Origin of the sequence: Spongiactinospora sp. TRM90649 (assembly GCF_029382225.1) — a bacterium.
Classification (GTDB): Bacteria; Actinomycetota; Actinomycetes; order Streptosporangiales; family Streptosporangiaceae; genus Spongiactinospora.
This window is the reverse complement of record NZ_JARLTC010000012.1, coordinates 26,721-50,193: the sequence shown is the minus strand read 5'-3', so window position 1 is coordinate 50,193 and position 23,473 is coordinate 26,721. Positions and strand designations below refer to the sequence as shown.

General features: G+C 74.7%; 22 protein-coding genes and 2 riboswitches. Of the genes, 6 read left to right on the top strand and 16 right to left on the bottom strand.

What is annotated here, in order from left to right:
• Positions 1–56: 56 nt before the first annotated feature.
• Positions 57–644 carry a TetR/AcrR family transcriptional regulator gene (locus P3X83_RS16505; RefSeq protein WP_277305964.1) on the top strand — a complete coding sequence of 196 codons (588 nt, stop codon included), beginning with the start codon at positions 57–59 and terminating at the stop codon, positions 642–644.
• On the opposite strand, the gene P3X83_RS16500 is transcribed toward P3X83_RS16505, so the two are convergent.
• Positions 622–933: an alpha/beta fold hydrolase gene (locus tag P3X83_RS16500; RefSeq protein ID WP_277305963.1), complete on the bottom strand. Its 312-nt coding sequence runs from the start codon at positions 931–933 to the stop codon at positions 622–624. The two genes, P3X83_RS16505 and P3X83_RS16500, sit on opposite strands and share 23 nt — an antisense overlap.
• A gap of 114 nt (positions 934–1,047) precedes the next feature.
• Between P3X83_RS16500 and P3X83_RS16495 the strand changes: the two genes are divergently transcribed.
• Complete coding sequence (locus P3X83_RS16495) at positions 1,048–1,806, top strand: hypothetical protein (RefSeq protein ID WP_277305962.1); 759 nt, start codon at positions 1,048–1,050, stop codon at positions 1,804–1,806.
• Here P3X83_RS16495 and P3X83_RS16490 read toward each other — a convergent pair.
• On the bottom strand, positions 1,742–3,508 hold the full coding sequence (locus P3X83_RS16490) for a GNAT family N-acetyltransferase (protein WP_277305961.1): 1,767 nt from the start codon (positions 3,506–3,508) through the stop codon (positions 1,742–1,744). The genes P3X83_RS16495 and P3X83_RS16490 overlap by 65 nt on opposite strands.
• Positions 3,508–4,260, bottom strand: coding sequence for a precorrin-6A synthase (deacetylating) (cobF, locus tag P3X83_RS16485; protein ID WP_277305959.1), 753 nt, complete (start codon positions 4,258–4,260; stop codon positions 3,508–3,510). Before cobF ends, P3X83_RS16490 begins: the two co-directional genes overlap by 1 nt.
• 60 nt (positions 4,261–4,320) lie before the next feature.
• On the opposite strand from cobF, the gene cbiE reads away from it, so the two are divergent.
• From cbiE to P3X83_RS16470, 3 genes are read left to right on the top strand one after another with little or no spacing between them, the layout of a single operon-like run.
• Positions 4,321–5,532 (top strand): precorrin-6y C5,15-methyltransferase (decarboxylating) subunit CbiE, encoded by a 1,212-nt coding sequence (gene cbiE, locus P3X83_RS16480; RefSeq protein ID WP_277305958.1) that lies wholly within the window; start codon positions 4,321–4,323, stop codon positions 5,530–5,532.
• Positions 5,529–6,284: a precorrin-4 C(11)-methyltransferase gene (gene cobM / locus P3X83_RS16475; protein WP_277305956.1), complete on the top strand. Its 756-nt coding sequence runs from the start codon at positions 5,529–5,531 to the stop codon at positions 6,282–6,284. Before cbiE ends, cobM begins: the two co-directional genes overlap by 4 nt.
• On the top strand, positions 6,269–7,000 hold the full coding sequence (locus P3X83_RS16470; protein ID WP_277305955.1) for a cobalt-precorrin-6A reductase: 732 nt from the start codon (positions 6,269–6,271) through the stop codon (positions 6,998–7,000). The genes cobM and P3X83_RS16470 overlap by 16 nt, the downstream gene beginning before the upstream one ends.
• Before the next feature lie 90 nt (positions 7,001–7,090).
• On the opposite strand, the gene P3X83_RS16465 is transcribed toward P3X83_RS16470, so the two are convergent.
• The 4 genes from P3X83_RS16465 to P3X83_RS16450 all read right to left on the bottom strand — a co-directional run bounded on the left by P3X83_RS16465 (position 7,091) and on the right by P3X83_RS16450 (position 11,741).
• Positions 7,091–8,242, bottom strand: coding sequence for a transposase (locus P3X83_RS16465; protein ID WP_277305954.1), 1,152 nt, complete (start codon positions 8,240–8,242; stop codon positions 7,091–7,093).
• Positions 8,243–8,479: 237 nt separating this feature from the next.
• Complete coding sequence (locus P3X83_RS16460) at positions 8,480–9,991, bottom strand: precorrin-2 C(20)-methyltransferase (protein ID WP_277305953.1); 1,512 nt, start codon at positions 9,989–9,991, stop codon at positions 8,480–8,482.
• Positions 9,992–9,996: 5 nt separating this feature from the next.
• Positions 9,997–10,620: a precorrin-8X methylmutase gene (locus P3X83_RS16455; protein ID WP_277305952.1), complete on the bottom strand. Its 624-nt coding sequence runs from the start codon at positions 10,618–10,620 to the stop codon at positions 9,997–9,999.
• Positions 10,617–11,741 (bottom strand): precorrin-3B synthase, encoded by a 1,125-nt coding sequence (locus P3X83_RS16450; protein WP_277305951.1) that lies wholly within the window; start codon positions 11,739–11,741, stop codon positions 10,617–10,619. Before P3X83_RS16450 ends, P3X83_RS16455 begins: the two co-directional genes overlap by 4 nt.
• Positions 11,742–11,880: 139 nt before the next feature.
• A riboswitch (cobalamin riboswitch) is annotated at positions 11,881–12,008 on the top strand.
• Between the two features lie 53 nt (positions 12,009–12,061).
• On the opposite strand from P3X83_RS16450, the gene cobN reads away from it, so the two are divergent.
• Positions 12,062–15,661 carry a cobaltochelatase subunit CobN gene (gene cobN, locus P3X83_RS16445; RefSeq protein ID WP_277305949.1) on the top strand — a complete coding sequence of 1,200 codons (3,600 nt, stop codon included), beginning with the start codon at positions 12,062–12,064 and terminating at the stop codon, positions 15,659–15,661.
• Here the strand turns inward: cobN and P3X83_RS16440 are convergent.
• From P3X83_RS16440 to P3X83_RS16400, 9 genes are all read right to left on the bottom strand, one after another.
• Positions 15,616–16,953, bottom strand: coding sequence for a cobyrinate a,c-diamide synthase (locus tag P3X83_RS16440; protein WP_277305948.1), 1,338 nt, complete (start codon positions 16,951–16,953; stop codon positions 15,616–15,618). The genes cobN and P3X83_RS16440 overlap by 46 nt on opposite strands.
• Positions 16,947–17,549 (bottom strand): cob(I)yrinic acid a,c-diamide adenosyltransferase, encoded by a 603-nt coding sequence (gene cobO / locus P3X83_RS16435; protein WP_277305947.1) that lies wholly within the window; start codon positions 17,547–17,549, stop codon positions 16,947–16,949. The genes P3X83_RS16440 and cobO overlap by 7 nt, the downstream gene beginning before the upstream one ends.
• Position 17,550: 1 nt before the next feature.
• A complete protein-coding gene (locus tag P3X83_RS16430; protein ID WP_277305946.1) occupies positions 17,551–19,704 on the bottom strand; it encodes a magnesium chelatase subunit D family protein in 2,154 nt (717 codons plus the stop codon).
• Positions 19,705–19,711: 7 nt separating this feature from the next.
• On the bottom strand, positions 19,712–20,284 hold the full coding sequence (locus P3X83_RS16425; RefSeq protein WP_277305945.1) for a histidine phosphatase family protein: 573 nt from the start codon (positions 20,282–20,284) through the stop codon (positions 19,712–19,714).
• Between the two features lie 6 nt (positions 20,285–20,290).
• Positions 20,291–21,055: a CbtA family protein gene (locus tag P3X83_RS16420; protein ID WP_277305944.1), complete on the bottom strand. Its 765-nt coding sequence runs from the start codon at positions 21,053–21,055 to the stop codon at positions 20,291–20,293.
• A gap of 8 nt (positions 21,056–21,063) precedes the next feature.
• Positions 21,064–21,252 (bottom strand): CbtB-domain containing protein, encoded by a 189-nt coding sequence (locus P3X83_RS16415; protein WP_277305943.1) that lies wholly within the window; start codon positions 21,250–21,252, stop codon positions 21,064–21,066.
• Position 21,253: 1 nt separating this feature from the next.
• Positions 21,254–21,402, bottom strand: a riboswitch (adenosylcobalamin (AdoCbl) riboswitch).
• Positions 21,403–21,424: 22 nt separating this feature from the next.
• The gene (locus tag P3X83_RS16410) at positions 21,425–21,607 is read right to left on the bottom strand and encodes a hypothetical protein (protein ID WP_277305942.1); all 183 of its coding nucleotides are present in this window, start codon (positions 21,605–21,607) and stop codon (positions 21,425–21,427) included.
• A gap of 39 nt (positions 21,608–21,646) precedes the next feature.
• Positions 21,647–22,861: an acyltransferase gene (locus P3X83_RS16405; protein WP_277305941.1), complete on the bottom strand. Its 1,215-nt coding sequence runs from the start codon at positions 22,859–22,861 to the stop codon at positions 21,647–21,649.
• Positions 22,862–22,906: 45 nt separating this feature from the next.
• Positions 22,907–23,419 carry a carbonic anhydrase gene (locus P3X83_RS16400; RefSeq protein ID WP_277305940.1) on the bottom strand — a complete coding sequence of 171 codons (513 nt, stop codon included), beginning with the start codon at positions 23,417–23,419 and terminating at the stop codon, positions 22,907–22,909.
• Positions 23,420–23,473 lie beyond the last annotated feature (54 nt).

Here is a 23,473-nt window from a genome sequence, read left to right as displayed (position 1 = left end):
CGCTCATTTTGGGACATCAAAGTCCCAAAAGCAACCTTGGGTGTAGGATTCCGCAGGTGAGCAGTCCACCGGCCGAGTCGGGCACCCGCAGTCGCACGCGACGGGCCATCCTCCAGGCGGCGGCCTCCGTGCTGGCTCGCGACCGCACCGCGACGCTGGCCGACATCGCCGAGCGCGCCCAGGTGGGCCGCAGCACCCTGCACCGCTACTTCGCCGACCGCGACGAGCTGATCAAGGCCGCCGCCGCCGACTCGCTGGCGGCCGTCGAGACCGCGCACCGAGACGCCGCGCTCGACCTGGCCGCTCCGCTGGAGAGCGTCCGGCGGCTGATCAACGGGTTCGTCGAGGTTGGCGACCGGATCGCCTTCCTGTTCGGCGACACGCGGATGCTGCAGGTCATGGAGGAGGCCGACTGGCGGCCCGACCTCACCCTGCCCAGCGTGATCGACCTGATCCGCGCCGGTCAGGAGCGGGGGGTGTTCGACGACACGGTCTCGCCGGAGTGGCTCCAGCACGTGATCTGGTCGCTGGCCTACACCGGCTGGGAGGCGGCGGAGTCGTGCGCGCTGCCCCGCCACGGGGTGGCCCAGGCCGTGCTGCGCATCCTGGAGAAGGGCGTCGTCACCACCCCCTCGGAGCCCTAGGTCGCGGGAGAGCGTGGCCGGGGTCGATCGGCTCGTCGGGCGGATCGGGCAGTGGCAGCAGGTCCTCGATCACCTGCCATCGGCCGATCACCGGGCCGGAGAGCACCAGCGCGGCCAGGTCCCCGCCGTGGCGCTGGGCGTAGCGGGCCGTCCCGCCCATCGAGTGGCCGATGACCACCACGGGGACGCCGGGGCGGGCGGCCCTCGCCAGGTCTTCCACCGCACGGACGTCGGCGACGACGTCCTCGAAGTCCTCGATGAGCACCCGCCCGCCCTCGGACCGGCCCACTCCCGTACGGTGATCGCGCCCCGCGTGCCCTTGATGACCTGTTCCCGCGACGTCACCATGACGGCGACGTTACGCTCCGTTCAGGCTGATCGTCCAACGAGTGGGGGTTTGCCGATGTCCAGTGCGCTGTCAAAAGATCCCAAGGATCATTCGGACGTCGAACGGGAACTGAGCGCGCACCCGAAGGTGACCGGATGCGCGGTCACCAGGGTCGAGCTCTCGGTGTGGAATACGGCGGTGGTCGCCTACGCCACCGGGCGGGCGACGGGGCAGGAACTGCGGCGATACCTGGCCCAGCGGCTGCCCGCCGCGCGGGTGCCGCAGACGGTGGTGATCCTCCCGTCGCTGCCCCGCACACCCGACGGCGAGATCGACTACGAGGGCCTCCCGCTGCCCGTGCAGGACCGCAAGGTGTCGCGCAGCCCGAAGGGCGGTGATTTCGAGCCGCCCCGCGCCGGGGGCGCGATCCTGTTCACCGCGCCCGTGGCGGCGGTGGCCGCCTACCTGCTCACTGACGTGTTCTGGCCCTATTCCACCGACCTGTCCGCCGTTCCCCAGCCGTGGGCCCAGTTGTTCTTCGGGCTCTACGTCGCCGAGTGGGCCTCCTTCGGGCTCGGTTTCGCGTTCCTGCTGTTCGGGCGGGCGTGGCTGGCCAGGCAGCGGCGTCCGGGGTGGCTGACCACCCTGACGCACCTGTCGATCTTCTGGCTGCTGGCCGCGTGGTGGCCGCAGGACAACTTCTACCGCCTCGCCGCCAAGACCGACTGGCCGCTGCAGGCCGCGCTGGTCTACGGCTTCAACGTGACGCTCATGATCGCCGCGGTGATCGTCTTCGCGCACCTGGCCACCGGGCCCGTACGGCGGCGGCGCTGAGCCCCTCGAACATCGTGCCGAGCGCGTCGGCGGCGCGGCGGACCGCGGCCTCGGCCGCGTCCAGCGCCGCCGCCGTGCGCGCCGCGAGCGCCACGCCCAGGTACGGCGCGGGCTCGAACGCCGCCGTGGGGCAGGTGACCAGCAGCAGGGCGCCCAGGTCTGCGCACTCCCGCCCGGTCGCGGCGACGTGGTCGCGCAGCGCGGCGGACGGCAGCCGCGCGCCCAGCGGGATCCGGTCCAGCGTGCGCACCAGGTGCCGGCCGCCGCGCAGGCGGTCCAGCCGGGCCGCGATGGTGAACGCGGCGGCGGGACCGGTCAGCCGCAGGTTGATCTCGGTGGGCGCGAGCGTCCCCGCGGGGTCCGCCACGAAGTCCACGTCGTACCAGCCCCGGTATCCGTCGGCGGCGAGCGCCCGCCCCACCGCCGTGCCGAACCGCTCGGCCGTTTCGGCGAGGGCGTCCGGCAGCGCGCCGGGGCCGACGGTCACCCCCTGATAGCTGGTGTCCGCGACGCGCATCGCACCCGTGCCCACCGGGTGGACCGCGCCATCCGCGCCGATCACGCCGTCGAAGGTCGGGTCCTTGTACGGCCCCGAGCCCGGCACGTACTCCTCGACCACGACCCCCGCGCGGCCCCACCGCCTGGCCAGGGCCCTGATCCCCCAGGTGTCCTCGCCGGTGACGAGCACGCCGGAGCCGCCGACGCCGTACTCGCGCTTCAGGACCAGCGGCACGCCCGCCCGAAGCTCCCGCAGCAGCGCCCGGCGCGACCCGGCGGGCCGCTGCGCGGGCACCGCGATCCCCGGATGGCCGGGGGCCAGCTCGCCGAACAGCGCGTGCGCCCGCCGTTTGGACTCGAACCGGCCGACCGAGCCGAGCACCCCGGCGGGGGTGGGCACGATCCGCGCCAAGGCGGTGGTGCGTCCCCAGGACAGGACGGCGGCCCCGCCCGAGGTCAGGACGGCCAGCAGCGCGGGCCGTCCGGCCAGGGCGGCCGACACCCCGCCGCCGGGCGCGACCCCGCCGTGCACCGCCACCTCGCCCCACCCCAGCGCGTCCGAAAGACCCGGTATCCACCAGTCGTGCACCGGCTCGGGCAGCACCACCGCCGCCGGATGCGGCCCGGCGAACACCGCCAGGCAGGAGTAGTGGTCGGGACCGGCGCGCAGGCCGCCGAACTCGGCGTTGAACTCACCGGCGTTGCCGACGTGCACGGCGGGGCGCCCGCCCGTCCACGCCGCCACCCACGACGGTTCGGGCGGCGGGGGACAGGCCGTCAGCATCGGCATGCCCTGCCAGATCCCGGTGCGCTCGGCGCCCATCGCCAGGTAGAAGCCCTCGGCGTGCGGGTCGGCCTGGACGGTCACCCGGGTGAACCCGATCCGCCCGGCCTCGCCGAGGACGTGACAGTAGAGGAACCGGCCCACGCCCCGCCCGATGGCGCCGGGTTCGACGAACAGCAGCCCCAGCTCACCGTCCGGGGGCTCGCCCGCGAGCGTGGCGAAGCCGAGTACGCGGCCGTCCGTCTCGGCGACGACGGCCCGGTGCGCGGTCACCTGGTCCGGCGTCAGTCGCAGCGCGTCGGCGGCGGCGGCCAGGACCGCCGCGTCGTAGCCCCAGTGCGCCTTGGAGCGCAGCGCGAGCGCGTTCAGCGCCCCGGCCTCGTCGGGCCGCGCCGGGCGTGCCCGGACCGCCTCGTCCATCAGCCGGGCGGGAGACGGCGCAGCAGGTAGGTGTCCATGATCCAGCCCTTCTCCGCGCGGGCCTTCGCGCGGGTCTCCCGGATGCGCTCGCCCACCTCGGCCACCGGGCCCGAGATCAGGATCTCGTCGGGCGTGCCGACGTAGGCGCCCCAGTGGATGTGGAAGTCGTCCAGCCCGGCGAAGGCGCACTGGGCGTCCAGCATGACCAGCATGTCGTCGGCGGTCGGGCCTTCGTCGGCGAGGCGGCGGCCGGTGGTCAGGTGCAGCGGCCGGGCGACCCGCGTCAGGCCGGTGCGGTGGGCGGCGGTCAGCGCCGACACGCTGCTGATGCCGGGGACGACGGAGTACTCGAAGGCGACCGCGCCGCGTTCCAGGACCTCCTCCACCACGGCCAGCGTGCTGTCGTAGACGCCGGGGTCGCCCCACACCAGGAACGCCCCGGTCTGGCCGTCGGCCAGCTCGTCGCGGATCAGCGCCTCGTACACCCCCGCGCGGCGCGAGCGCCAGTCCTCGACGGCCTCGGCGTAGGCGGCGGCGGTCCGGTCGCGTTCGGGGTCGGCCGCCGCGACCACCCGGTACGGCTCGCGCCCGTGCGCCTCGATCAGCTCCCGCCGCAGCCGGACCAGGTCGTCCTTGGCCGCGCCCTTGTCCAGCACGAAGAACACGTCGGCGGAGGCGATCGCCTTGGCCCCCTGGAAGGTGAGGTGGTCCGGGTCGCCCGCGCCGATGCCGATGATGAGTAGCCGCTTCACCCGGAAAAGTCTGCCAGTACCGCCGCTATACGATGCTTCCCGACAGACTCAGGGAGGCTCGTGAATCACCGCAAAACGGTCACCGTTATCGGGCTGGGCGCGGACGGCTGGGACGGCCTCCCCGCCGTGTCCCGCCGGGCGCTGGAGGCCGCCGAGGTGCTGGTCGGCAGCGGCAGGCAGCTCGGCCTGGTGCCGCCTTCGGCCGCCGAGCGGGTGCCGCTCCCCTCGCCGCTGCTGCCCGCGCTCCCCGGGCTGATCGAGGCCCACGCGGATCGCGCGCTGTGCGTGCTGGCCAGCGGCGACCCGATGTTCCACGGCATCGGCGCCACCCTGGTGCGGCTGCTCGGCCCCGGACGCGTCCGCGTGCTGCCGCATGTCTCCTCGGTGTCGCTGGCCTGCGCCCGGCTCGGCTGGCCGGTCGAGCAGGTGGACGTGCTCAGCCTGGTCGGCCGTCCGATCGCCGCGCTGAACGCCGCCGTGCTGCCCGGCCGCCGCCTGCTGGTGCTGGGCGGCTCGCCGTCCGCCGTGGCCGGGGTGCTCGCCGGGCGCGGCTACGGCCCCAGCCCGATGACCGTGCTGTCCGACCTGGGTTCGGCCGCCGAGTCCGCGCTGCTCGGCACCGCCGGAGCCTGGACGGCCGAGCCGCCCTCCGCGCTGCACGTGACCGCAGTGGAGTGCGTGCCCGGCCCGGACGCCGAACCGCTGGCCCGCGTCCCCGGCCTGCCCGACTCGGCGTTCGAGCACGACGGCCAGCTCACCAAGCGGGAGATCCGGGCCTTCACCCTGGCCGCGCTCGCGCCGCTGCCCGGCGAACTGCTCTGGGACGTGGGCGCGGGCGCGGGCAGCGTGGCCGTCGAGTGGATGCGGGCCCATCCCGCGTGCGCCGCCGTGGCCGTCGAGAGCAGGGCCGGGCGCGCCGCCGCCATCCGCCGCAACGCCGACGCGCTGGGCGTGCCCGCGCTGACGGTGGTCGAGGGGGCGGCCCCGGCGGCGCTGTCCGGCCTGCCGTCGCCGGGCGCGGTGTTCGTCGGCGGCGGGGCCACCGTCCCCGGCGTGCTGGAACGGTGCTGGGAGGTGCTGCCGTCCGGCGGCAGGCTGGTGGTCAACGCGGTCACCCTGGAGACCGAGGCCGTCGTGGCCCACTGGTACGCCCGGCTCGGCGGCGATCTGGTCCGGCTGGCCGTGCAGCGCGCCTCGCCGGTCGGCGGGTTCACCGGGTGGCGGCCCGCGATGCCGGTGACCGTCTGGTCGATCAGGAAGGAGAGGGCATGACCGTCCACTTCATCGGTGCGGGGCCCGGGGCCGCCGACCTGATCACGGTGCGCGGGCTGCGGGTGCTCTCCGCCGCGCCGGTCTGCCTCTACGCGGGCTCGCTGGTGCCGCGCGAGCTGCTGGAGTCCTGCCCGGCCGGGGCCCGGCTGGTGGACACCGCGAACATGAACCTCGACGAGATCGTGGCGGAGCTGGCCGACGCCCACCGGCAGGGGCACGACGTGGCGCGGCTGCACTCGGGCGACCCGTCCGTGTTCAGCGCGGTGGCCGAGCAGATGCGCAGGCTGGACGCGCTCGGCGTGCCGTACGAGGTGGTGCCCGGGGTTCCGGCTTTCGCCGCCGCCGCGGCGGCGCTGCGGCGCGAGCTGACCGTGCCCGGCGTCGGGCAGACGATCGTGCTCACCCGCACCTCCGCCCGCGCCACGCCGATGCCGCCCGGCGAGGACCTGACCACGCTGGGCGCGAGCGGGGCCACCCTGGTGCTGCACCTGGCCGTGCAGCGGATCGACGAGGTCGTCGCCGAACTGCTGCCCCGCTACGGTCCCGACTGCCCCGTGGCCGTGGTGGCGCGGGCCAGCCGCGCCGACGAGCTGATCCTGCGCGGCACCCTGGACGACATCGCGGACCAGGTCCGGACGGCGGGCGTCCGCCGCACCGCCGTGATCGTCGTCGGCCGGGTGCTCACCGCAGCCGGGTTCCCCGACAGCCACCTCTACAGCCCGGGCCGGGCCCGCTCGTGCGACGTGTCCTGATCCTCGGCGGCACCGCCGAGGCCCGCGCGCTGGCCGCGGCCCTGGTCGAAGACGGCGGCGTGCACGTGGTGTCATCACTGGCCGGGCGGGTGAGCCGCCCGCGCCTGCCGGTCGGTGAGGTCCGCGAAGGCGGCTTCGGCGGGCCCGCCGGCCTGGCCGCCTGGCTGCGCGAGCACGCGATCGGCGCCCTCGTGGACGCCACGCACCCGTTCGCCCGCCGGATGAGCGCGTCGGCGGCCGAGGCGTCGGCGGCCACGGGCGTGCCGCTGCTCGCGCTGCGGCGGCCCGGCTGGCGCGAGGGTCCCGGCGACGACTGGCGGCGGACGTCCTCGCTGGAGTCGGCGGCCGGCCTGCTGACCGCCCCGGCGCGGGTCTTCCTCACCACCGGACGCCGGAGCCTGCCGGTCTTCGCCGGGTTGCCGGGGGTGTGGTTGCTGGCCAGGTCCGTCGATCCGCCCGACCCGCCGGTGCCCGCGAACGTACGGGTGCTGATCGGGCGCGGGCCGTACACGGTCGAGGGGGAGCGCGCCCTGATGCGCGAGCACCGGGTGGACGTGCTGGTCACCAAGGACAGCGGCGGCGAGATGACCACCGCCAAGCTGACCGCCGCCCGCGAACTGGGGCTACCGGTGATCATGGTGGACCGCCCGCCGCCGCCCCCCGGCGTCCGGCTGACGGACAGCGTGGCGACGGCGGCGGCCTGGGCTCACGGTTGACGCGCTCCCCGGTCTGAAGACCGGGGATTCAGCCCGTACCGCGCATGCGGCACCTCTGTGGCTTCCTGTTTCACCGGGTCCTGCCCTCCGCTACGCGGCGGGTCTTATGGTCCCTCCGCAGGCGTTTGACCTCTCCGCCCGTCCGGCGGCGAGGATGTTGATCGCGGCGTTGACGTCCCGGTCGTGGACCGCCCCGCACGGGCACTCCCACGACCGGACGTTCAGCGGCATGGAGCCGGTGACCGTCCCGCACCGCGAACACGTCTTGGAGGAGGGGAACCACCGGTCGATCCGTGCGAAGGTCCGGCCGTACCGGGTGGCCTTGTACTCCAGCATGGCCAGGAATTGTGACCAGCCGGCGTCGTGCACGGATTTGGTGAGGTTCGTGCGGGCCAGGCCCTTCACCGACAGGTCCTCCACGTACACCGCTTGGTTGTCGCGGATGATCCTCGTGGAGAGCTTGTGCGCGAAGTCCCGGCGCGCGTCGGTCACCGTCGCGTGCGCGCGGGCGACCTTGACGACGGCCTTCCTCCTGTTCGCCGACCCCTTCACCTTCCGGCTGAGCGTCTGCTGTGCCTTCTTCAACCGGCGTTCGGCACGGCGCAGGAACCGGGGGTTGTCGATCTTCCGGCCGTCCGACAGGACCGCGAAGTGGGTCAGCCCGAGATCGATCCCGACCTCGGTCGCCGTCTCGGGTAGCGGCTCGCTCGCCGTTTCGACCACGAACGAGGCGAAGTACCGCCCGGCCGCGTCCTTGACGACCGTCACCGAGGATGGTTCGGCGGGCAGGTCCCGGGACCAGCGGACCGGAACGTCGCCGATCTTCGGCAGGCGCAGTTTCCCGCCCGTGGTGATGGCGAAGCGGGCGTTCCTGGTGAACCGGATGGCCTGCCGGTTGTCCTTGCGTGACCGGAAGCGGGGCGGAGCGACCTTCGGCCCCTTCCGCTTGCCTGACAGCGAGGCGAAGAAGTTGCGGTAGGCGGTGTTCAGGTCGGCCAGGGCCTGTTGCAGGACCACGGCGGAGACCTCGCTCAGCCAGGAGCGTTCCGGCGTCCCCTTCGCGCGGGTGATGACCTGCTTGGACAGCTCGCCATCCGAGATGTACGGCAGCCCCTTCTCGCGGGCGTCCCGCCGGGCGCGCAGCCCATCGTTGAACACCGTCCGCGCGCACCCGAACGCCCTGGCCAGTGCTTGGCACCGACCCGGCGTCGGGTAGAGACGGACGTTGTACCGGAGCCGCACACCCTCGATCCTGCCACCGGTCCACGGCCGGGTGCGGGGACATCGGGAAACCGGCGGGCATCGTGCTTCGCCGGGAGCGCCGGCGGTGCACCGATCGGCGTCCCGCGCCGCTACATCGAGCATCGTGCCCGCCCGGTCCGAGCCGGGCGGGCACCGGATCGCCCGGGCGGCGATCCGGTTTCCCTGCCCTGCTCTGCGGGGACGGTCCGTTTCATCCCCGGCTTGAAGGCCGGAGCACTACGGACGATTTCGGTAGCGGCGAGGCGTATAGACGGCTCCCGCGGCGGTCACGCGGGTCGTCGAGGACCCGATGATCAGCAGGCAGCGCATGTCCACCACGGACGGGTCCAGCGCGGCGAGCGTGGTGACGGTGACGCTCTCCTCCGGCCCGCCCACGTCGCGGCCGACGACCACGGGCGTGTCCGGGTCGCGGTGTTCGAGCAGCAGGTCACGGGCGGCGGCCACCTGCCAGGTACGGGTGCGCGAAGCCGGGTTGTACAGGGCCAGCACCAGGTCCGCCGCGGCGGCGGCGGAGATCCGCGCCGCCACCACCTCCCACGGCTTGAGCCGGTCGGACAGCGAGAGCACGCAGTGGTCGTGCCCCAGCGGGGCGCCCGCCCGGCTCGCGACGGCCAGCGCGGCCGTCACCCCCGGCACGACCCGCACCGGGACGTCCGGGTAGTCGTCGGCCGCCTCCAGCACCGCCGCGGCCATCGCGAACACCCCCGGATCGCCGGAGGAGACGACGGCCACGCGGGCGCCCGCGCGGGCCAGTTCCAGGGCCGCCGCGGCCCGCTCGGCCTCCACCCGGTTGCCGCTGGTGTGCCGCCGCTGGCGCGGGTTGGGGGGCACCCGGTCCACATAGGGGCCGTAGCCGACGATGTCGGTCGCCGCGCCCAGCGCCTCCTGGGCCTCCGGGGTGAGCCAGGGGCGTCCGGCGGGGCCGAGGCCGACCACGGTGACCCGGCCTTCCGGGCGGGTGTCACTCTGGCGTTCCGGTGTTGCGGTGGCGAACTCGCTCGCGGACGGGCTGGGCAGGACGGCCATGGAGAAGTACGGAACGCCGTCGGGGTCCACCTCGGAGAGGGGGGCGACGCGCTGGCCGTCCATGGTGGCGCGCTCGACGTACCAGGCGTCGTCCAGCCGTCCGGCCTCGGCGAGCGCGTCGCGGACCTTGCCGAACGTACGGCCCAGCTTGAGCACCGCCGCCGAGTCCGCGCCGCGCAGCGCCTCCGCCAGCTCCTTGGCGGGCAGCGTGCCGGGCAGCACGGTCAGCGTCTCGTCCCGCTCCACCAGCGGACGGCCGAGCGCGGCCGACGCGGCGCTGATCGACGTGACGCCGGGGACGACCTCGGTCGGGTAGCGGTGGGCGAGCCGTTTGTGCAGGTGCATGTAGGAACCGTAGAAGAGCGGGTCGCCCTCGCCGAGCACTGCTACGGTCCGGCCCACGTCCAGGTGCGCGGCCAGGCGGGCGGCGCACGAGGCGTAGAAGTCGTCGATCGCGCCCTGGTATCCGCCCGGGTGGTCGGCGGTCTCGGTGGTCAGCGGGTAGACCAGCAGTTCCTCGACCTGGCCCTCCCGGAGGTAGGGCGCGGCTATGGACCGCGCGATGCTGCGGCCGTGCCTGGCGGCGTGGTAGACGACCACGTCGGCCGCGCCGATCAGCCGGGCCGCCTTCACCGTGACCAGCTCCGGATCGCCGGGCCCCAGCCCCACGCCGTACAGCCGGCCCGTTTTCGTCGTCGTCATCGTGCTCACTCCGCCTCACTCGCGACCGCGTTGACCGCCGCCGCCGCCATCGCACTGCCGCCCCGGCGGCCGTGCACCACCAGGTGGTCGAGGCCGCTCGCGGCCAGTGCCCGCTTGGACTCGGCCGCGCCGATGAACCCCACCGGCAGCCCGAGCACGGCGGCGGGCCGGGGTGTACCCTCCTCCGCGACCATCTCCAGGAGCCGGAACAATGCGGTTGGGGCGTTGCCGATCGCCACCACCGCGCCGTCCAGGCGGTCGCGCCACCGTTCGAGCGCGGCGGCGCTGCGGGTGGTGCCCAGGCGCGCGGCCAGCTCGGGGACGCCTGGGGCGCCGAGCGTGCACAGCACCTCGTTTCCGGCGGGCAGCCTGTTCCGGGTCACGCCGGAGGCGACCATCATGGCGTCGCAGAGCACGGGGGCGCCGTCGTGCAGCGCGGCTCGGGCGCGGGCGACCACGCCGGGGGACCAGCCGAGGTCGGCGACCAGGTCGGTCATGCCGCAGGCGTGGATCATGCGCACCGCGACGCGGGCCACGTCCGGCGGGAGGCCGGCCAGGTCGGTCTCGGCGCGGATGGTGGCGAAGGAGCGCCGGTAGATCTCGGCTCCGTCGCGGATGTAGTCGATCACTTTCGCCTCTCGTCGTATCCGATGCCGTTCGCCACCATCTCGATGACCCGGCCGCGCGGCAGCCCGCAGCGCCGCTCGCATCCGGCCCAGTGGACCGGGTCCTCGGCCCTCGCCGTACGGCCCGCGACCCACCGCGCCGCGTCCGCCCGCACATCGGCCAGCGCCCGCGCACACCCGGGCCGTCCCGTGCACGCGCTCACCCCCACCCAAGGCGACTCCGGATCCGTCACCAGCCCGGCCGCCGCCAGCACCCCGGTGACCGGCCCCGCCTCCGCCAGATCCGCCAGCACCACCGTCCGCCACGGCGTGACCCGAACCACCGGACTCAACCCCGCCAGCACCCGCCCCTGATCCGCCGACAACCTCCCCAACGGCACCCCCACCACCACCGCCAGCCGCTCATCCCGCAACCTCACCACCCCCGGCACCGCACCCGCCCAAGGCTTCCCCCCGCCCTCCACCCCGCGTCCAGTGGGGGCGGAGGCGTCGGCCTCCCTTTCGCCTGTGCCGTGGACGGCGTGGCGGGTGAGGCGGTGGTGGAGGTCGGAGGGGCCGTTCGGGAGGTCGGTGATGTGCCAGGCGGGGGTGTCGCCGCGTTCGTCGAGGAAGGCTTCGGCGGCGGCGAGGAGGTGGGCCGCCGCCGTGGTTGGGGTGGCGGGCAGGGCGAGGTCGAGGCCGCCGATCAGGAGGCGGTCGCCTCCGGCGAAGGTGAGGTCGGCGTCCAGGGCCGCCACGTCGCCGGTGCCGTCGTCCACCGCGAACAGGAAGCGGCCCGGCAGGGACGCCAGCCGGGGACGGGCGCACAGGCCCGCGTCGAGGGCCGCGACCACCGGATCCGGGTCGATGATCCCTGCGGGCCCGCGTCCGGCGAGCGGTGAGGCAACAATGTTGCGCACCCGCTCGTGCGAGGCCGACGGCAGCAGCCCCGCCGCCGCCATCCGCGCCGCGAACCCCACCGGCGACCGCAGCCCCCGCACCTGGACGTTCGCCCGCGAGGTCAGCTCGATCACCCCCGACCCCAGCTCCGAGGCGCACGCCGCCAGCTCGCGGAGCCGGTCGGCGGAGATCACCCCGCCCGGCAGCCGGACCCTGGCCAGCGGCCCGTCGGCGGCCTCGTGCACCTGGAGTGCGCCCGGACAGGCGTCCGGCCGCGAGCGCGACCCAATTAGTGATCCGGTCAGTGATCCAGGTATGGACATGGCCGTCCCTTTCTGATGAGGGTGTCGCTGTCGTAGGCTCCTGCGTAGGCGATGGCGCAGGGAGGAAGCCGGTGTGAATCCGGCGCGGTCCCGCCACTGTGACCGGGGAGCGAACCCCACCGCAGGCCACTGCCCCCACCCGGGGGCGGGAAGGCCGGGGGGAGCGTCGATCCGGGAGCCAGGAGACTCCTGCCGTCGCGACACCCGCGACCGGGGCGAGGACCCCGAGGGAGGACACCCGCGTGCCTGGCGATGGCCGTACCATCCTGCTGCTCTCCACCTCCGACACCGACCTGCTGAGCGCCCGCGCGAGCGGAGCCGCCTACCGGCTGGGCAACCCCGCCCGGCTGCTGCCCGCCGACCTGCCCGACCTGCTCACCGGGGCCGACCTGATCGTCGTCCGCCTGCTCGGCGGGGCCCGCGCCTGGGAGGACGGCCTGCGCGACCTGCTCGCCGGCCCCCGCCCCGTCGTGGTGCTCGGCGGCGAGCAGGCCCCCGACGCAGAGCTGATGGAGCTGGCCACCGTCAGCGGCGGCGTGTGCGCGCAGGCGCACGCCTACCTCGCCCACGGCGGCCCGGCCAACCTCGCCGAGCTGCACGCCTTCCTGTCCGACACCGTACTGATGACCGGCAGGGGCTTCGCGCCGCCCGTGGCCACGCCCGCCTGGGGCCCGCTGGAGCGAACCCCGGTGACCACCACCGGTCCCGTCGTCGGCGTGCTCTACTACCGCGCGCACCACATGGCGGGCAACAACGCCTTCGTCGAGACGCTGTGCCGGGCCGTCGAGGACGCGGGCGGCCAGGCCATGCCCCTGTACTGCTCCTCGCTGCGCACCGCCGAGCCCGCGCTGCTCGACACGCTGCGGCGGGCCGACGCGCTGGTGGTCACCGTGCTCGCGGCGGGCGGCACCCGCCCGGCCTCGGCGGGCGCGGGCGGCGACGACGAGGCGTGGGACGTGGGCGCCCTCGCCGCGCTCGACGTGCCGATCCTGCAAGGGCTCTGCCTGACCACCGGCAGGAAGGCCTGGCTGGCGAACGACGACGGCCTCTCGCCGTTGGACGCCGCCTCCCAGGTGGCCATCCCCGAGTTCGACGGCCGGATCATCACCGTGCCGTTCTCCTTCAAGGAGATCGACCCCGACGGGCTGACCGTCTACGTCGCCGATCCCGAGCGGGCCGCCAGGGTGGCGGGCATCGCCGTACGGCACGCGCTGCTCCGCCACACCCCGCCCGCCGAGCGCCGCCTGGTGGTGATGCTGTCGGCCTACCCCACCAAGCACGCCCGGGTCGGCAACGCCGTCGGCCTGGACACCCCGGCGAGCACCGTCCGACTGCTGGCCAGGCTCGCCGAGGCGGGCCACGACCTCGGCGCGGGCTTCCCCGGCGTGGCCGAGCAGGACGGCGACGCCCTGGTCCACGCCCTGATCGCGGCGGGCGGCCAGGACCCCGACTGGCTGACCGAGGAGCACCTCGCGGGCAACCCCGTGCGGATCTCCGGCGACGACTACCGGAGCTGGTACGCCACCCTGCCCGGCGACCTGCGCGAGTCGATGGAACGCCACTGGGGCCCGCCGCCCGGCGAGTTGTTCGTGCACGAGGGCGACATCGTGCTCGCCGCCCTGCGGGCCGGGAACGTGGTCGTGATGGTGCAGCCGCCGCGCGGCTTCGGCGAGAACCCGATCGCCATCTACCACGACCCCGACCTGCCGCCCAGCCACCACTACCTGGCCGCCTACCGCTGGCTGTCGGCGGAGTTCGGCGCGCACGCGATCGTGCACGTCGGCAAGCACGGCAACCTGGAGTGGCTGCCCGGCAAGTCGGCGGGGATGTCGGCGTCCTGCGGCACCGACGCGGCCGTGGGCGACCTGCCGCTGATCTATCCCTTCCTGGTCAACGACCCGGGGGAGGGCACCCAGGCCAAGCGGCGGGCGCACGCCGTACTGGTGGACCACATGGTCCCGCCGATGGCCCGCGCCGAGACCTACGGCGACATCGCCAGGCTGGAACAGCTCCTCGACGAGCACGCCTCGATCGCCGCCATGGACCCCGCCAAGCTCCCCGCGATCAGGGCGCAGATCTGGACGCTCATCCAGGCCGCCCGCCTCGACCACGACCTCGGGCTCGCCGACCGGCCGCACGACGCCGAGTTCGACGACTTCCTGCTGCACGTGGACGGCTGGCTGTGCGAGGTCAAGGACGCGCAGATCCGCGACGGCCTGCACGTGCTCGGCCAGGCCCCCGAGGGTGAGACCAGGGTGAACCTGGTCCTGGCGATGCTGCGGGCCAGGCAGATGTGGGCGGGCCGGGAGACCCTCCCCGGCCTGCGCGAGGCCCTGGGCCTGACCGAGGACGGCGCCGCCGCCCTGGGCGAGGTGGACCGGGCGGAGGCGACCGCCCGCGCCCTGGTCACGGCCATGGAGGAACACGCCTGGGAGCCGGACGCCGTCCCCGCCGTGGTCCGGGAGGTTCCCGACGAACGGCGCGAGGCGGTCACCCGGGTGCTGGCCTTCGCCGCCACCGAGATCGTCCCCCGGCTGGCCCGCACCACCGACGAACTGGACAACGTGCTGCACGCCCTGGGCGGCGGCTTCGTGCCCGCCGGGCCGAGCGGGTCGCCGCTGCGCGGCCTGGTCAACGTGCTCCCCACGGGCCGCAACTTCTACTCCGTCGATCCCCGCGCCGTGCCCAGCAGGCTCGCCTGGGAGACCGGCCAGGCCATGGCCGAGTCGCTGGCCGCGCGGTACCGCGCCGAGACCGGCGAGTGGCCGCGCTCGGTCGGGCTGTCGGTGTGGGGCACCAGCGCGATGCGGACGGCGGGCGACGACGTCGCCGAGGTGCTGGCGCTGCTCGGCGTGCGCCCCGAGTGGGACGAGGCGTCCCGCAGGATCACCGGCCTGGCCCCGATACCGGTCGCCGAGCTGGGCCGTCCCAGGATCGACGTGACCGTGCGGATCAGCGGCTTCTTCCGCGACGCCTTCCCGCACGTGGTCGCCATGCTCGACGACGCCGTACGGCTGGCCGCCGCCCAGCCCGAGCCGCCCGAGGACAACTACGTCCGCGCCCACGTCCAGGCGCTGACGGCGGAGTCCGGCGCGGGCGAGCGCGAGGCCACCATGCGGATCTTCGGCTCCGCGCCCGGCGCGTACGGGGCCGGGCTGCTGCCGCTGATCGACAGCCGCAACTGGCGCGACGACGCCGACCTCGCCGAGGTCTACGCAGTGTGGGGCGGCTTCGCCTACGGCCGCGACCTGGACGGCGTCGCCGCCCGCCCGCAGATGGAGGACGCCTACCGCAGGATCGCCGTGGCCGCCAAGAACGTGGACACCCGCGAGCACGACATCGCCGACTCCGACGACTACTTCCAGTACCACGGCGGCATGATCGCCACGGTCCGCGCGCTCACCGGCCGGGCCCCCGCCGCGTACGTCGGCGACAGCACTCGCCCCGACGCCGTCCGCACCCGCTCGCTGTCGGAGGAGACCGCGCGGATCTTCCGCGCCCGGGTGGTCAACCCGAACTGGCTGGCCGCGATGCGGCGGCACGGCTACAAGGGCGCGTTCGAGCTGGCGGCCACGGTGGACTACCTGTTCGGCTACGACGCCACCACCGGCGTGGTGGCCGACTGGATGTACGACCGGCTGGCCGCCGTCTACGTCATGGATCCGGAGAACCGGGAGTTCCTGGCCACGTCCAACCCGTGGGCGCTGCACGGCATCGCCGAGCGGCTGCTGGAGGCCGCCGACCGTGGCATGTGGGAGCATCCCGACTCCGATCTCCTCGATGGCCTGCGCGAGGTCTACCTGCGGACCGAGGGCGACCTGGAGGACGACAGCAGCCGCTGAGCCGTCCCGGGCGCGCCCGCCCAGTGCAGGTGCAGGTACGACGCGGTGAGCAGCGGACCGCCGAACCCGTCGCCGCCGCCGTCCCAGCGGAACAGGGCGGCGGCGGGGTCCCGGGCGGGCTCGACGGCCGTGCGGTGGAACTCGTGGCCGTGGAAGCGCTCGCCGGTCCTGGTCAGCGCGGAGTCGGCGGTGGCCACGGCGGCGCGGTAGCCGAGCGTGAGCCTGCCGGTCATCCGGGCGCGGACGGGCAGCCGGCCGCACATCGGCCTGCCGTCCAGTTCCTCGCCCAGGTAGAGCAGGCCGCCGCACTCGGCCGCGATCGGCCCGGGGAAGGCCGCGACCTGCCGCCGCAGCGGCTCGTTGGCGGAGAGCTCGTCCGCGTACGCCTCGGGGAACCCGCCGCCGAGGACCAGCGCCGTCGTCCCTTCGGGCAGCGCCTCGTCGCGCAGCGGATCGACCACGGCGACCCGCGCGCCCGCCGCGCGCAGCAGCTCGGCGTGCTCGGCGTAGCCGAACGTGAACGCGGCCCCGCCCGCCACGGCGACCACCGCGTGGGGATCAGGGGGCGCGGCGGGCGGTTCCCAGGGGACGCCGGGCAGCACGGGGGCGGAGCGGGCCAGCGCCACGAGGGCGTCGAGGTCGCACGAGCGCGCCACCAGCGCACCCAGCCGCCGCACCCCGGCGACGGCCTCGGCCTCCCGCTCGGCGGCGGGCACCAGCCCCAGGTGCCGGGACGGCGTGAACACCGCTTCGTCGCGGCGCAGCGCACCCAGCACCGGGACGCCCGCCGCCGCCAGCGCGGACCGGCACAGCTCCTCGTGCCGATCCGAGCCGACCCGGTTGAGCACCACGCCGCCGAGCCGCACGCGCGGGTCGAACGTCGCGAAACCGTGGACCAGCGCGGCCACCGACCCGCTCTGCCGGGAGGCGTCCACGACCAGCACCACCGGGGCCGACAGCAGTCGCGCGACGTGCGCCGTGGACGCCAGGTCCGACGCGCCCACGCCGTCGAACAGGCCCATCACGCCCTCGACGACGGCGATGTCGCCGCCGGCCGCCCCGTGCAGGAAGAGCGGGACGACCTGGTCCTCGCCGGTCAGCCACGGATCCAGGTTCCGGCCGGGGCGACCGGCGGCCAGCGCGTGGTAGCCGGGGTCGATGTAGTCCGGGCCGACCTTGTGCGGCGAGACCGCCATCCCGCGCGAGCGCAGCGCCGCCATCAGACCGGTGGCGACGGTCGTCTTCCCGGCACCGGACGAGGGCGCGGCGACGACGATCCGGGGGATCACCATTCGATCCCTTTCTGGCCCTTCTGGCCGGAGTCCATGGGATGGCGGACCTTGCCCATCTCCGTCACCAGATCCGCGACCTCGACCAGCGGGCCGGGCGCGTCCCTTCCGGTGATCACGACATGCTGGTTGCCGGGGCGGGCGGTGAGCGTCGCGACCACCTCGTCCAGGTCCAGCCAGCCCCACTTCAGGGGGTAGGTGAACTCGTCCAGGACGTAGAAGCGGTAGGTCTCGGCGGCCAGGTCGCGGCGGATCTGGGCCCAGCCCTCACGGGCGTCGGCGGCGTGGTCGGCCTCGGTCCCCGGCCGCCGGATCCACGACCAGCCCTCACCCATCTTGTGCCAGGTCACCGGCCCGCCCTCGCCACTGGCCCCGAGCACGGTGAGCGCGCGTTCCTCCCCGATCCGCCACTTGGCGGACTTCACAAACTGGAACACCCCGATGGGCCACCCCTGGTTCCAGGCCCGCAACGCCATCCCGAACGCGGCGGTCGACTTCCCCTTCCCGGGCCCGGTGTGCACCATCAGCAACGCCCGCGTCCGCCGCTGCCGCGTGGTAAGCCCATCCTCGGGCACGGCGGTGGGTCTGCCTTGGGGCATGTCAGGCCGCCTTTCGGTGGGCGCGGACGACTGCGCCGAGGTCGGGGAGCGCGTCGAGGGGGACGGCGGGCGCGCGGAGGAGGGCGGCGAGCCGTACGGCGAGGCCGAGGCGGACGGGGCCGCTCTCGCAGTCCACGACGACGCCCGCCGTACCGCGCAGCGGGGCGGCGGCCCGGTCCACGCCGCCGCCGGAGGTCGCCCGGCCGTCGGTCACCAGGACCAGCAGCGCCCGCCTGGCCGGGTCGCGCAGCCGTTCCACCCGCAGCACCTCGGCGGCCCTGGCCAGGCCCGCCGCCAGCGGGGTGCGCCCCCCGGTGGGCAGCGACCGCAGCCGGGCCGCGCCCGCCTCGACCGACGAGGTCGGCGGCAGCGCCAGCTCGGCCCCGGAGCCCCGGAAGGTGACCAGGCCGACCTTGTCGCGCCGCTGGTAGGCGTCGAGCAGCAGGCTCAGCACGGCGGTCTTCACGGCGGTCATCCGCCGCCTGGCCGCCATGGAGCCGCTGGCGTCCACGACGAACAGCACCAGGTTCCCCTCGCGGCCCTCGCGCAGCGCGTCGCGCAGGTCGTCGCGGCGCAGCACCAGGCCGGGGCCGGTACGCCCGCGCGCCCGCTGGTACGGCGCGGCGGCCAGCAGCGTCGCGGGCAGGTGCAGGTCGCGCGCCCGGTCTCGCGGCCGACGCGAGCCGGTGACGCGCCCCTGCGGGGTGAGCGCCCGCGACCTGCGCCCGACCGCGCCCTCCCCGACCCCCGGCACCTCCACCAACGGCACCCGGTACGGCCGCCCCACCCCGGCCACCAACCCTCCAGCGACGCCACCCGCATCCGCGGGCCCGCCGCCCGGATTCCCGGACGCATCGGCTGGATCGCCGGGCCGGCTCCCCGGCTCCCCGGCCCGCCCGCCCCCATCTCCGGGACCGCCGCCCAGCGCTTCGGAGGAGTCGGCCGGACCGCCGGGACCGCCGTCCGGTTCCCCGGCCCGGCCACCTTCATCTTCGGGCCCGCTGCCCGGATTTCCGGTCGTGTCGCGCGGCCCGTGCTCGCCGTGCTTCCCGTGCGGGCTTGATCCGTCCGCGTTCCGCGCCGGGGGCCGATCGGGTCCGGTCGGGCCGTCACCACCGCCGGGGTCATCGTCGTCCGGGTCGTTCCCGGTCGCCGCGAGGAGGTCGTCGAGGCGGGACTCGTCGAGGCCCGGGGCGTCGAAGGGGTCGCGGCGGCGGCGGTGGGGGAGGGAGAGGCGGGCGGCGGCGCGGACGTCCGCCGTCGTGACCGTCTCGCCGCCGCGCCAGGCGGTGTGGGCGATCGCCGCGTTGGCCGTGACCAGGTCGGCGCGCAGGCCGTCCACCTCGAAGGCCGCGCACACCGTGGCGATCTGCCGCAGCCGCGCGTCCGGCAGCCGCACCAGCGGTACGCGCGCCCGCGCCTGTGCGATCTTCCCGGCGAGCGCGGACTCCTCCTCCGCCCACCGGGCGGCGAACGCCTCGGGGTCGGCGTCGAAGGCGAGCCGTCGCCGGACGACCTCGGCGCGCTCCTCAGGGTCCCGCGCCGCGCGGACCTCCACGGTCAGGCCGAACCGGTCGAGGAGCTGCGGGCGCAGTTCGCCCTCCTCCGGGTTCATCGTCCCGACCAGCAGGAAGCGCGCGGCATGCCGTACCGACACGGACTCGCGCTCCACGTAGCAGGTGCCGAGGGCCGCCGCGTCGAGCAGCAGGTCCACCAGGTGGTCGTGCAGCAGGTTTACCTCGTCCACGTACAGGACGCCGCGATGCGCGGCGGCCAGCAGTCCGGGCTCGAACGCCTTGACGCCCTCGGTCAGCGCCCGCTCCACGTCCAGGGATCCGGCGAGGCGGTCCTCCGACGCGCCGACGGGCAGTTCCACCAGCGCGGCCGGACGCGTCACGCCAGGCCCGCCGGGTTCGTGCGGGCCGTCGGGGCATTCGGGGTCGGGCGTGTCGGGCGCGCAGGCGAACCGGCACCCGGGGACCACGTCCACCTCGGGGAGCTGGGCGGCCAGCGCGCGGACCACCGTGGACTTGGCCGTGCCCTTCTCGCCGCGCACGAGGACGCCGCCGACCCTCGGCGAGACGGCGTTGAGCACGAGCGCCAGCTTCAGGTCCGCGAGACCCACCACGGCGCTGAACGGATAGGCGGAGGTCATTCCTTCGTCATTCCTTCGTCCTTCTTCTGGTCTGTGTCGATGGCCGCCGGTTGACGTGGCCCACCCGCCAGCCCCCTCGGGCGGGGGTCAGCTCGGTGGTGGAGAGCGGCGCGAGGTCGAAGCGGGCGGTGACGGCCGGGCCGAGGCCGAGCGCGTGGCCGAGCGCCGCCCGGATCACGCCCGCGTCGCAGACGGCCACGCCCGCGCCGCCGGGCAGCGTCGTGTCCAGCCAGGCTCCGACCCGTCCGGCGAGGACGGCCAGGCTCTCCCCGCCGTGCGGGGTGGCGTGCGGGTCGGCGAGCCAGGCGGCGAGGCCGTCCGGGTCCTCCCGGGCGACCCGTTCGTACGGCATGCCGCGCCAGCGACCGTGGTCCGCCTCGGCCAGCGCGGGCACCTCGATCGCGGCCAGCCCCATCGCCGTGGCGGTCTGCCCGGCCGCCTTGGCGGGGGACACCCATGCCGACCCGTCGCGGGGCATGCCGACGGCCCCGGCCAGGCTCGCCGCGTCGGCGTCCTGGTCCGGGGCGGGAAAGCAGGCGGCACGGGTGCCGGGCGTGCTCGCCTGCCGGACGAACAGCACTCCCCGTCAGCTCGGCGAGGGCGCCGGTGCGGGGACGGCCGCGCGGGCCGCCCGCTCACCGGCCCAGCCGAACAGCACGCCGAAGGCGGTCCAGAACACGAGCTGGGTGCCCAGCGACGCGAGCCGGAACTCCCACAGCAGCGTGGCGGGGAAGCCGTCGGGGACCTCGTTCACGGCCGGCAGCAGCACCCAGGCGGCCACCACCGGGATCAGGAACGCGACGGCGGCGACGGACCGGCGTCCCCAGGGGCCGGAGGTGACGCGCCGTGCCGTCGCGACGGCGATGGCGACGGCGGCGAGGCCGACCAGGATCATCAGCAGATAGAGGACGGTGCGTTCGTTGATGGTGGCGGGGTCGCCGACGGCGGGTGGGTTGGCGGGATATTTCAGGAAGGGCACGAGGATGACGGCGACGAACGCCGTCCCGGCGGCGGCGAGTGCGAGCCCGCCGTCCGAGCGGGGGCCGACGCGGCCCCGCAGGCCCGCGAAGACCAGCGCGAACACGCCGCCCACCGCGAGCCCGTAGAGCCCCGTGGCGAGGAAGAGCCCGGCCTTCTGGCCGGGCCTGCTCACCAGGGCCTCCTCATCGTCGTGCGAGTGCGCGGGCTGTCCGGCGTCGTCGTGCGCGGGCCGTGCCGCCTGGGCGGACGCCTCCTCAACGGCGATGGCACGGTCCACGTGCGGCTCGCCGAAGAAGAACGCGAATCCGCCCGCGACGAATCCGGCCAGCAGCCCGAGCAACAGGCCCCTGACCAGCAGGGTGCGAACCACGCCGCCCCCTAGTGGCACGGCACGCCGAGCAGATGCCGCCCGTCGTGCATGAGTTCGTGCAGGTAGGCGCCGGTCTGTGAAATGGCGCCGTTGTCCATCAGGACCAGGTAGGCGATCAGCAGCAGCGGTGGCACGGCGAGCAGCCACCAGCCAAGACGGGGGAAGGGAACGGTAGACGGAGTGGTCAGACCACTCATTCGAGCCTCCTCAGGGATGACGCGTCCCAGTGCATGAGGTCACGGTCGCCAAGCGACCTGGCTCCCGGGACTCGCATCCCGGATACAGTGGCGCGTCCGCACCGGCTTCTCACCGGATTTCCCTTGGACAACCGTGAAATCTACCGGAACGTATCCCTTCCTCCGGTTCGCGTCAATATGCGGGGCGGTACTCGGCGGGGACCTCGGCCACGGCGAGGTCCGCGAACGCCAGGACGGGCGGGGCCGGATCCGCCGGGAGGGCGAGGTGCACCGTGCGGTACGCCTCGGGGTCCAGGGGGAGGGCGACGACGCCCGCGAGCCTCGGGGGGAGGGCGAGTTCGGGGACGATGCTCACCCCGAGCCGCTCGGGCAATCCGATCGGCGCGCTGCTGCGCTACCTGGTGTTCGGCGGCGGCGACATTCCGCCGCTGACCCGCGAGGTGCTGCGGCTGGCGGAGCCGGACGCCGACCGCCGTCCGCCGGTGCACGTCGGCTGAGCCCAGCGCGCGGCCACGCGCCGTCCCAGCCGCTGGGCGGGGGCCTCGACGAACCGGTACGTCAGGTGGCTGAGCAGCAGCAGGACCAGGAAGTACACCGCGAGGTGGGGGGTGTTGCCCAGCAGCAGCGGGTGCAGCAGGTAGATGGAGAAGCTGATCACCCCGAGGTGGGTCAGCCAGCGCGGGAACGCGCGGCGGCGCAGCGCGTACATCGCCCCGAAGAACGCGGCCGCCGCCACGATCGCCGGGCCCCAGCCGGGGTCGTCCTTGGCGAGGAATCCGCAGGCCAGGACCACCAGCACGGCGGCCACAGCGGTGCGCGGGCGGATCCGTCCCTGTTCGGCCCGGTAGACGGCGGTGCCGGCGAACATCATGGCCAGCATGGTCAGGCCCTGCCACGCGCCGATCCGGCTGCCCAGGACGACCAGGGCCAGGCCGAGCACCGCGCCGGCGATCGCCGCCGCGTTACGCGCCCGCCCCCCGGCCGCGGTCACCAGGATCACCGCCACCACGGCCAGGCCGAGGATCGCGGCGGCGAGCCCGGCCCCGCCGTTGACGACCGCGCGCGGCAGCAGCAGCCCGAGCGGGACGGCGAGCACCGCCAGCCCCATCGCGATCCCGGCCGACCGGTGCACCTGGCGCACCGTGAACAGCCCGACAACGATCAGGTAGAACGCCATCTCGTAGGAGAGCGTCCACATCACGCCGTGGATCGCCGGTAAGCCGAGCAGCTCCTGCGACATCGTCAGGTTGCCCAGCATGACCAGCGGCAGCGCGCGGCGGTCCAGATTCGGGTCGAGGGCGTGGTGCAGCCCGTACGCGGCGAGCACCAGCGCCGGGACGGCCGCGGCGAGGATCAGCGGCAGCAGGCGGAAGACCCGGCCGATCCAGAAGGACCGCACGTCGCCGCGCCGCTCCAGGGAGGCGGGGATGATGTACCCGCTCACCATGAAGAACACGAAGACGCCCCAGGTGCCCATGTCGATCCTGCGGTCGACCTCGCCCCACACGCCGGGGATGAAGCCCCAGGCGGCGTGGTGCAGGGCGACGGCGAGGGCGGCCGGGCCGCGCAGGGCGTCCAGCCAGCCCAGCCGTGAGGCGGGCCGGGTCACCCGCCCGACTTTAGGTGATTCCTTGTGGGGCCCGCGGAGGAACGATCAAGGTTCTACCGGGATCACCACGCCGGTCCGCACGTCGTAGATGGCCCCGCCGATCGGCAGATCGGCGGGGAGGAACGGGCTCGCGCGCATCCGTAGCAGGTCGCGGCGCAGGGCGGCGACCTGGTCGGGGACGGTGTGGAACTCCAGGCTCCGGGTGTCGACCCCGCGCTTGGCGGTGAGGTCGTGCACGTCGCTGTCGGTGACCTTGGTCATCCCGCAGTCGGTGTGCGGCATGACCAGCACCCGGTTCACCCCGAGCACGTAGACCGCCAGCACCAGGGTGCGCTGGACGTCGTCGGTCACCCGCGCCCCCGCGTTGCGGAGGATCTTCGCGTCGCCCGCCTTGAGTCCGAGCAGGCCCAGTGGGTCGATCCGTGAGTCCATGCAGGTGACGACCGCCAGCCCGCGTGCGGCCCGGCCGGTGAGGTCGGCGTGGGCGAATTCGTGTGGTCGTTCGCGGTTCGCGGTGAGTACGTCGTCGAACGCGCTGACGCCTTGCTGATTGAACATGGCCCGTCCTTAAGGTAGCTGGGTCATGTGTTCCACATCCCGTGACGACAATGT